The organism is Streptomyces sp. NPDC090022 (genome assembly GCF_044748145.1).
Taxonomy (GTDB): domain Bacteria; phylum Actinomycetota; class Actinomycetes; order Streptomycetales; family Streptomycetaceae; genus Streptomyces.
In genome coordinates, this window is sequence record NZ_JBIVFN010000047.1 from 1 (window position 1) to 10,630 (window position 10,630).

Sequence of the window (10,630 nt, forward strand, 5' to 3'; positions counted from 1 at the left end):
GTCCAGGCCGTGATCGCCTCCCACCCGCACGTCGTGCAGGCCACGGTGGTCGCCCGTGAGGACGTCCCCGGCGACCTCCGCCTGGTGGCCTACGTGGTGGCCGCCGACGGGGCGCAGGACCTCGCCGAACCGGTCCGGTTGTTCGCCGGTGAGCGTCTTCCCGGCTACATGGTGCCGTCGGCCGTCGTGGTCCTGGACGCCCTGCCGCTGAACGTGAACGGCAAGCTGGACCGCAAGGCCCTGCCGGTGCCGGAGTATGTCGGTGGTGTGGGTCGGGGTCCGGCCAACGCGCGCGAGGAGCTCGTGTGCGCCGCCTTCGCCGAGGTGCTGGGTCTCGATCACGTGGGCGTCGAGGACAATTTCTTCGAGCTCGGCGGTCACTCGCTGCTCGCTGTGCGCCTGGTGGAGGTGCTGCGCGGGCACGGTGTGTCCGTCTCCGTCCGGTCGTTCTTCCGGAAGCCGACCCCGGCTGCCCTCGCGGCCTCCACCGGCGCCAGGCAGGTGGACGTGCCGGTGAACCTGATCCCCGGCGACGCGCGGGAGATCACCCCGGAGATGCTGCCGCTGGTGGACCTCACCGCCGAGGAGGTGGCCCGGATCGTGGCCACCGTCGAGGGCGGCGCCGCGAACATCGCCGATGTCTACCCGTTGGCCCCGCTGCAGGAGGGCCTGCTCTTCCACCACCTGCTGGCCGAGGGCGGTGAGGACGCGTACGTCCTGCGGGCGGCGCTGGAGTTCGACACCCGCGCGCGACTGGACGCCTTCGTCGAGGCGCTGCAGCTGGTCGTGGACCGCCACGACATCTTCCGGACCTCGTTCGTCTGGGAGGGGCTGCGCGAGCCCGTCCAGGTGGTCTGGCGGCGCGCCGTCCTGCCGGTGACGGAGGTGACCCTCGACCCGGGGACCGCCGATCCGGCAGCCGAGCTGCAGGCCGTCGTCGGCTCCGCGATGAACCTGGGCTGTGCACCGCTCATCAGGGTGGACTTCGCCGCGCTGCCGGGAGGCGGCTGGATGGCGCTCGCCCGGATGCACCACACGGTGCGTGACCACACCGCACTCGAAGTCGTGCTCAGCGAGGTACGGGAGATCGTGGGCGGGCGCGCCGCGGAGCTGCCTGCGCCGCTGCCGTTCCGCAACTTCGTCGCCCAGGCGCGCGGCGGCGTTCCGCTGGAGGAGCACGAGCGGTACTTCGCCGCCCTGCTGGGTGACGTGACCGAGCCGACCGCCGCGTACGGGCTGCTGAACGTGCGCGGCGACGGGGCGGACTCGGTCCACGCAGTGACCGGCTTCGGCGAGGACCTGAACGTACGCATTCGGCAGACCGCGCGCAGGCTCGGGACCAGCCCCGCCACGCTGATGCACGTGGCGTGGGCCCGGGTGCTCGGCGCGGTCAGCGGCCGCGACGACGTGGTCTTCGGCACGGTCCTGTACGGCCGGATGAACGCCGGTGCCGGCGCCGACCGGGTGCCCGGCCCGTTCATGAACACGCTGCCGGTACGCGTGGGCACGAACCGGCTGGGCGTGCTGGCAGCCGTCACCGCCATGCGCGACCAGCTGGCCGAGCTCCTGGAGCACGAGCACGCCCCGCTCGTCGCAGCGCAGCGTTCCAGCGGTCTCGTCGGTGACACCCCCCTGTTCACCTCCTTCATCAACTACCGCCGCAACGAGGGCCAGAGCGCCGAGGAACGCGCCGGAGCGGTGATGGAGGGGACCCGGCTGCTGCTCTCGCGGGAGCGGACCAACTACCCGCTCGTGATCCTGGTCGACGACAACGACGACGGCATCGGGGTCGCCGTGGACGCGGTCGCCCCGATCGACTCCACTGCGGTGGGCGCGCTGGTGCTCACCGCCACCGAAGGCCTCGTGACGGCGCTCGAGGCGGCGCTGGACGGCGGACCCGAGGCGGCGCTGGGCGCGCTGCGGGTGCTCGAGGACGACGAGCGGTCCCGCCTGCTCACGGGATGGAACGACACGGCCGCCGAGGTGCCGCAGGACACGGTCGCCGGCCTCTTCGGGGCGCAGGCGGCGCGTACTCCCGACGCGACGGCGATCGTCGCCGACGGCGAGCGGGTCTCGTTCGCCGAGCTCGACGCGCGGGCGAACCGTCTCGCCCACCACCTGGCCGGCCAGGGCATCGGCGCGGAGTCCGTCGTCGGCCTCGCGCTGCCCCGCGGCATCGAGATGATCACCGCGATGCTGGCGGTCTGGAAGGCGGGAGCCGGCTACCTGCCGCTCGACCCCGAGCAGCCGGCGGACCGGACCGCGTTCATGCTCACCGACAGCGGCGTGGTGCTCGTGCTCACCACCGAGGAGATCCTGGACGACCTTCCCGCCGGCCGGATCCGGACGGTCGCGCTGGACGACACGGTGACGGCCATGCAACTGGCCGTGGCTCCGTCGACCGCCCCCGAAGGGGTGGCCGACCCGGCCGGCCTCGCGTACGTGATCTACACCTCCGGCTCGACCGGCCGGCCCAAGGGCGTCGCGGTCACGCACGGGGCACTGACCAACTACGTCGCCACGGTCCCCCCGCGGGTCGGGTTCACCGGGCCGGGCAGCCGCTACGCCCTGCTCCAGGCCCAGGTCACCGACCTCGGCAACACCGTCCTCCTCGCGAGCCTGGTGACGGGCGGTGAGCTGCACATCCTGGCGGAAGGCGCGGTGACCGACCCGGCCGCGGTCTGCGGCTACCTGGCCGAGCACGCCATCGATCACCTGAAGGTCGTCCCCTCCCATCTGGCGGCGCTGAGCGCCGTTGCCGGTCCGGCGGAGGTCCTCCCGGGGAAGGCGCTCGTGCTCGGCGGCGAGGCCGCCGCCCCGGGCTGGGTCCGGGAACTGGTGGCCGAGGCCGGCGAGTGCGCCGTCTTCAACCACTACGGCCCGACCGAGACCACCATCGGCGTCGCCACCACCCGGCTGACCGCCGACCTGCTGGCCGACGGGGAGGTTCCGATCGGCGGGCCGGTCGGGAACACGCGGCTCTACGTACTCGACGACCGCCTCGAACCGGCGCCGGTCGGCGTGGCGGGCGGCCTCTACGTCGCGGGTGCCCAGCTGGCACGCGGATACGTCCGCCGGGCCGGGCAGACGGCCGAGCGGTTCGTAGCCGACCCGTTCGAGCCGGGTGCGCGGATGTACCGCACCGGTGACCTGGCGAAGTGGACCGCGGACGGCCGGCTGGTCTTCCTCGGCCGTGCGGACGAACAGGTGAAGATCCGTGGATTCCGGATCGAGCCGGGCGAGGTGCAGACGACCCTCGCCGCGCATCCGCAGGTCGCCCAGGCCGCCGTCGTCGCCCGCCAGGACGGCCTCGGCGAGACTTCTCTGGTCGCCTACGCGGTGCCCGGCCCCGGTTCGGACGCCGAGACGTTCGCGGGGACGCTGCGCCAGTTCGCGACGGACCGGCTGCCGGAGCACATGGTGCCGTCCGCCGTGGTGGTGCTGGACGCGTTGCCGCTGACGGCCAACGGCAAGCTGGACCGCAAGGCGCTCCCGGCACCGGACTTCGCGGGCCTGGCCGGTGCCGGCCGGGGGCCCTCGGACGCCCGTGAGGAGATCGTCTGCGCGGCCTTCGCCGAGGTGCTCGGCCTGGATCGGGTCGGCGTGGACGACGACTTCTTCGAGCTGGGCGGCCACTCCCTGGTGGCGGTCCGACTCGTCGAGATCCTGCGCGTGCAGGGGGTGTCCATCTCCGTCCGGACCCTGTTCGACAGCCCGACCGCGGCCGGTGTGGCGGCCTCCGTGGGGGCGGAGCGGATCGAGGTGCCGGCCAACCGGATCCCCGCCGGTGCCACGGAGATCACCCCGGACATGCTGTCCATGGTGGAGCTGTCGGAGCACGAGATCGCCAAGGTGGTGGCGACCGTCCCCGGGGGCGCGGCGAACGTCGCCGACGTCTACCCGCTGGCCCCGTTGCAGGAGGGGCTGCTCTTCCACCACGTGCTCGCCGACGGCGGCCAGGACGCCTACGTGATGCCCGCGGTGCTGGAGTTCGACTCCCGCGCGCGCATGGACGCGTTCACCGAGGCGGTCCGGCAGGTGGTGGACCGGCACGACATCTACCGCACCTCCTACGTCTGGGAGGGCCTGCGCGAGCCGGTGCAGGTGGTGTGGCGGCACGCGGAGCTGCCGGTCACGGAGGTCACGCTGGACCCGCAGGGTACCGACCCGGTCGCCGAACTGGTCGAGCGGGGCGGTCTCTCCATGGACCTGGCCCGCCCGCCGCTGATCACCCTGCACACGGCGGCCGTGCCCGGCAGCGGCCGGTGGCTGGCCCTGGTCCGGGCCCACCACATGGTGCGCGACCACACGGCCCTGGTCGTCCTGCTGACGGAGGTCCGGGCCTTCCTGACCGGCCGCGACGCCGAACTCCCCGAGCCACTGCCCTTCCGCAACTTCGTGGCCCAGGCCCGCGGCGGCGTGGCACGGACGGAGCACGAGCGCTACTTCGAGGCCCTCCTGGGTGATGTCGAGGAGCCGACGGCCCCGTTCGGCCTGGTCGACGTGCGCGGAGACGGCGAGGAGCTGGTCCGCAGCCGGGTCGAACCGGCCCCGGAGGTGGACGCCCGGCTCCGCGAGGTCGCCCGGCGTCTGGGCACCAGCCCGGCGACCGTGCTGCACGTGGTGTGGGCGCGGGTGCTCTCGGCCCTGTCCAACCGGCAGGACGTCGTCTTCGGTACCGTCCTGTCGGGCCGGATGAACGCGGGCGCCGGCGCCGACCGGATCCCCGGCCCGTTCATCAACACGTTGCCGGTACGGGTGGACGGCGACCGGCTGGGCGTGGTGGCGGCCGTCTCCGCGATGAGGAGCCAGCTGGCGGAGCTGCTGGAGCACGAACACGCCCCGCTGGTGGTCGCGCAGCGCGCCAGCGGTGTCGCGGGCGGCAGCCCGCTGTTCACCACGTTCCTCAACTACCGGCGCAACGCCGGCCAGAACCTGGACGACCGTTGGAACGGCGAACTCGACGGCACCAAGCTCGTGTTCGCGCGTGAGCGCACCAACTTCCCGCTGGCCCTGATGGTCGACGACGACGGCGTGACGATCGCGCTCTCCGTGGACGCGGTGGCACCGGTGGACGGTGCCGCCGTGGGCGAACTGGTGCGCACCGCGGCGGCGAATCTGGTCACCGCACTGGAGTCGGCGCTGGACGGCGGTCCGGAGGTGCCGTTGGGCGCGGTGGAGGTCCTGGGCGAGGACGAGCTGGCGCGGGTGCTCCGGGACTGGAACAGCACGGACCGGGGCGTGGCCCGGGCCACCGTGCCGGAGCTGTTCGCGGCGCAGGCGGCGCGGACACCGGACGCCGTGGCTGTGGTCGCGGACGGCGCGAGCCTGTCGTACGCGGACCTGGACGCACGGGCCAACCGGCTGGCGCGGTTGCTGATCGGCCGCGGTGTGGGCCCCGAGTCGGTGGTCGCCGTGTGCCTCGAGCGCGGCGTCGACCTGGTGGTCGCGCTGCTGGCGGTCTCGAAGGCCGGGGGCGCCTACCTTCCCGTCGACCCGGGGTACCCGACGGAACGCGTGGCCCGGATGCTGCGGGATTCCTCGCCGGCCCTGCTGCTGGTCGAGGGCCGCACGCAGGCGGGTGCGGCCCGTGCGGTGGACCTCCCCCGGGTCGTGCTGGACGACGCCGGCACCAAGGCGGAGCTGGAAGGCCGGCCGGGGGACGCTCCGGAGCTGTCCGCCCCGCCGTCCGCGGAGCACGCGGCGTACGTCATCCACACGTCCGGTTCGACGGGGCGGCCCAAGGGCACGGTCGTGCCGCATCGGGCAGTGGACCGGCTGGTGCGTGAATGCGGGTACCTGGAGCTGGGCCCGGGGAACGTGGTGGGCCAGCTGGCGTCCGTCTCGTTCGACGCGGCGACCTTCGAGATCTGGGGTGCGCTGTTGAACGGGGCGACGCTCGCCGTGGCCGGCCCCGGGGCGGTTTCGGTGGCGGAGCTGGGGGCGTTCCTGGCGACGTACCGGGTGGACACGCTGTGGTTGACGGCGGGTCTGTTCCACGAGGTCGTGGACCAGGACGTGTCGGTCCTGCGCGGCGTGCGGCAACTGCTGGCCGGCGGTGACGCCCTGTCGGTGGAGCGCTGTCGGCGTCTGCTGGCCGAGCTGCCGTCGCTGCGGCTGTTCAACGGCTACGGCCCGACCGAGAACACCACGTTCACCGCGGTGCACGAGGTACTCGGAGCGGAGCTGACCGAGGGGTCTGCGTCGGTTCCGATCGGCAGGCCGGTCGCCGACACCCGGGTCTACGTGCTGGACGCCGCGCTGCGTCCGGTGCCGCTGGGCGTCGAAGGGGAGCTCTACACCACCGGTGCGGGTCTGGCCCGCGGCTACCGGAAACTGCCCGGGCTGACGGCCGAGAGGTACGTGGCCTGCCCGTTCGAACCGGGTACGCGGATGTACCGGACCGGCGACCGGGCGAGCTGGACCGCGGACGGACGGCTGGTGTTCGCGGGCCGTGCGGACGACCAGGTGAAGATCCGCGGCTTCCGGGTCGAGCCCGGAGAGGTCGAAAGCGCGGTGATCTCGCATCCGCTGGTCGTACAGGCGGCGGTCATCGCCCGCGAGGACACCCCCGGAGACCGACGACTGGTCGCCTACGTCGTCGCCGACGGCGGCGCACTCGGCGACCTGCCGTCCCTCGTCCAGGGCTTCCTGGCCGACCGGCTGCCGGAGTACATGGTTCCGTCCGCGGTCGTGGTGCTGGAGGCGCTGCCGCTGACCGCCAACGGCAAGCTGGACCGCAAGGCCCTGCCCGCCCCCGAATTCCGGGCCGGCGAGGGACGAGGGCCGGCCGACGCCCGCGAGGAGGCCGTCAGCGGACTCTTCCGCGAGGTCCTCGGGATCGAGAAGGTCGGCATGGACGACGACTTCTTCGCCCTGGGCGGCCACTCCCTGCTCGCCACCCGCCTGGTGACCCGCCTGCGGGAAGTCCTGGGCACCGAGATTCCACTGCGGGTCGTGTTCGAGGCCCGGACCGTCGCCGGTCTGGCCCGGCGCGTGGGAACCGAGAAGTCAATCAGGCCGGTCCTCCGGCCGATGCGCAACCACGAGGAGTCCTGATGGTTCCCCTGTCCTTCGCCCAGCGCCGACTCTGGTTCATAGGGCAGTTGGACGGCCCGAGCGCCAGATACAACCTTCCGGTCGTGCTCCGCCTCTCGGGCCGGGTCGACCAGGTGGCCCTGAACGCGGCCCTGCGGGACGTCATCGGCCGCCACGAGGTCCTGCGCACGGTGTACGCGGTCGCCGACGGCGAGCCGTACCAGCGGATACTCCGACCCGGCGACCTGGAGTGGGAACTGGGCGTGGCCGACGTGGCCCCGGAGGACCTCGACGACGCCGTCGCCGAGGCGGCCGGGTACGCGTTCGACCTGGCCTCGGAGGTCCCGATCCGGGCCTGGCTCTACTCGACCGGCCCCGAGGACCACACCCTCGTGCTGACGACCCACCACATCGCCGGCGACGGCTGGTCCCTGCGCGTTCTGGCCCGGGACCTGTCGGCGGCGTACGCGGCGCGCACCGCGGGTCGGGCGCCGGAGTGGGAGCCGCTGCCCGTGCAGTACGCGGACTACGCGATGTGGCAGCGCGAGCTGCTGGGTGAGGAAGAGGACCCGGACAGCCGGATGTCGCACCAGGTCGCGTACTGGCGCGGTGCCCTGGCCGGCGTTCCGGAGGAGCTGGCGCTGCCGTTCGACCGTCCGCGACCCGTGGTCGGCTCCTACCGCGGCCACCGGGTGCCCCTCCAGGTGCCCGCCGCCGTGCACGCACGGCTGGCGGAGCTGGCGCTGGCCGAGGGCCTGACCCCGTTCATGGTGCTGCGGAGCGCCTTCGCGGTCCTGCTCTCCCGCCTCGGGGCCGGCACGGACGTACCGATCGGCTCCGCCGCTGCCGGACGCGCCGACTCGGCGCTGGACGACCTGGTCGGCTTCTTCGTCAACACCCTCGTGATCCGCACCGACCTGTCCGGCGACCCCAGCTTCCGGGACCTGCTGGCCCGGGGGCAGGAGACCGCCCTGTCGGCGTTCGAGCACCAGGACGTGCCGTTCGAGAAGCTGGTGGAAGAGCTCGCGCCCACCCGCTCGATGGCCCGCCACCCGCTCTTCCAGGTCATGTTCAATCTTCAGAACAACGCCGCCGCCGTCCTCGAACTCGCCGGGCTCGACGTCGAGGTGGCCACCACGAACGTCCACGGGGCCAAATTCGACCTCGAGGTGGACTGCTGGGAGACCTTCGACGCGGCGGGCCGGCCGGCCGGTCTCCACGGATCGCTGACGGTGGCCGCCGACCTCTTCGACGCGGACTCGGCCGGATCACTGGCCGAACGCCTGGTGAGGGTGCTGGCACAGCTCGTCGCCGACCCGGCGGCGCCCGTCAGCACGGTGGAGGTTCTGGACGCAGCCGAGCGGGAGCGGCTGCTGCTGGAGTGGGGCGGCGCGGCGGCCGGCACGGAGCCGCCGGCCTTCCTGCCGCAGCTGTTCGCGGCGCAGGCGGCCCGGACGCCGGAGGCAACCGCGGTCGTCTCCGGGGGAGTGGCGGTGTCGTACGCGGAGCTCGACGCGCGGGCGAACCGGCTCGCACGGCACCTGGCCGGATCCGGCGTGGGAGCCGGCTCCGTCGTGGGCGTGTGTCTGGAGCGGGGCGTCGAGCTCGTGGTGGCGCTGCTGGCCGTGGTGAAGACCGGCGCCGCGTATCTGCCGCTGGACCCGGAGTATCCCACCGAGCGCCTCGCGTACGTGCTGGAGGACGCCGCGCCCGTGTGTGTGGTCACCTCGGCGGAGTGCGCGGCGGTGCTGCCCGGGGACGTCGTACGGGTGCCGGTGGAGGACCCTGCCCTCGTGGAGCTGGACGGCGGGCCCCTGGACACGGTGGTGGGGCCGCACGACGCGGCGTACGTGATCTACACCTCGGGTTCGACGGGCCGGCCCAAGGGCGTGGTGGTACCGCACGGTGCCCTGGCGGCGCACCTGCGGGGCGCCGGGGAGCGCGTTCCGCTCGGGGGCGATGACCGGCTGCTGGCCGTGACCACGGTGTCGTTCGACATCGCGGCGCTGGAGCTGTTCCTGCCGCTGGTGTCCGGCGCGTCGGTGGCGGTGGCCTCCCGTGACGCGGTGCGGGACCCGGCCGCGTTGCTGGACCTGGTGGGCTCCACCGGGGCGACCGTGGTGCAAGGAGTGCCGTCACTGTGGCGGGGCCTGCTGGAGGCGGGCACCTGGCCGGCCTCGGTAAGGGTGCTCGTCGGCGGTGAGGCGCTGCCCGGCGAGCTGGCCGAGCGGCTGGCCGCCACCGGCGCCCCGGTGGAGAACGTGTACGGGCCGACCGAAGTGACGGTGTGGGCGACGTCCGCCCCCGTCTCGGACGAGGGGCCCGTGCTGGTCGGCCGTCCGTTCGCGGACGTTCGGGCCTACGTGCTGGACGAGCGCCTGAGGCCGGTCGCGCCCGGAGTGACGGGCGAGCTGTACCTGGCGGGCGCGCAGGTCGCGCGCGGGTACCTGGGCCGTCCCGGCCTGACGGCCGAGCGGTTCGTCGCGGGTCCCTTCGAGGCGGGCACCCGGATGTACCGCACGGGCGACCTGGCGCGCTGGACCCGGGACGGGCGGCTGGAATGCCTGGGCCGCGCCGACGAGCAGGTGAAGGTCCGCGGCTTCCGGATCGAGCCGGGTGAGGTGGAGGCCGTGCTCTCCGGGCACGCCTCCGTGGCCCGGGCGGCCGTGACGGCCCGCGAAGACGTCCCGGGCGACGTCCGCCTGGTCGCGTACGTGGTCGCCCGGACCGGCGCCTCCGTGGACGCCGCGCAGCTGCGCGCCCACGCGGGCCTGAGCCTGCCCGCGTACATGGTCCCATCGGCAGTCGTGGTGCTCGACGAACTGCCGCTGACCGCCAACGGCAAGCTCGACCGCAAGGCGCTGCCGGCCCCCGAGCACACGGCGGGCCCGGGCCGCGGCCCCGCCACCGTCCGGGAGGAACTGCTCTGCGGCGTCTTCGCCCAGGTGCTGGGACTGCTTGAGGTAGGCGTGGACGAGGACTTCTTCGCGCTCGGCGGTCACTCCCTGCTCGCGACCCGGCTGGTCAGCCGGATCCGCGCGGTGCTGGGTGTCGAGCTGCCGCTGCGCGAACTGTTCGAGACGCCCACCGCAGCGGGTCTCGCGAGCCGGCTCGCCGACGCGGAGGCGGCCCGGCCGGCCCTGACCGCAGGCGGGCGCCCCGAGCGGGTGCCACTGTCCTTCGCGCAGCGCCGGATGTGGTTCATGGGTCAGCTGGAGGGACCCAGCGCCACCTACAACATGCCGGTCGCCCTGCGGCTCACCGGGGCCGTCGACCCCCGGGCCCTCGAAGCGGCACTGCGCGATGCCCTGGCGCACCATGAACTGCTGCGCACCGTGTTCGCCGTGGCAGACGACGGTGAGCCGTATCAGCGGATCATTCCGGTTGGGGAGCTGGAGTGGGAGCTTTCGGTGGTGCGGGTGGTGCCGGAGGAGCTTGATGCTTCGGTCGCGGAGGCGGCGGGGTATCTGTTCGATCTGGCGTCGGAGGTGCCGTTCCGGGCGTGGTTGTTCGAGGTGGGGCCGCTGGAGCGGGTGTTGGTGGTGGTGGTGCATCACATCGCTGCTGATGGGTGGTCGTGGGCGCCGCTGGC

The 10,630-nt window shown here is 73.4% G+C and carries 2 protein-coding genes; both read left to right on the forward strand.

Annotated features, from left to right (window positions below):
- Positions 1-9 precede the first annotated feature (9 nt).
- A complete protein-coding gene (locus ACIPXB_RS36900) occupies positions 10-7,059 on the forward strand; it encodes an amino acid adenylation domain-containing protein (protein ID WP_401457360.1) in 7,050 nt (2,349 codons plus the stop codon).
- The coding region (locus ACIPXB_RS36905) for an amino acid adenylation domain-containing protein (RefSeq protein ID WP_401457361.1) at positions 7,059-10,630 on the forward strand (3,572 nt) is incomplete at its 3' end. The genes ACIPXB_RS36900 and ACIPXB_RS36905, both read left to right, overlap by 1 nt.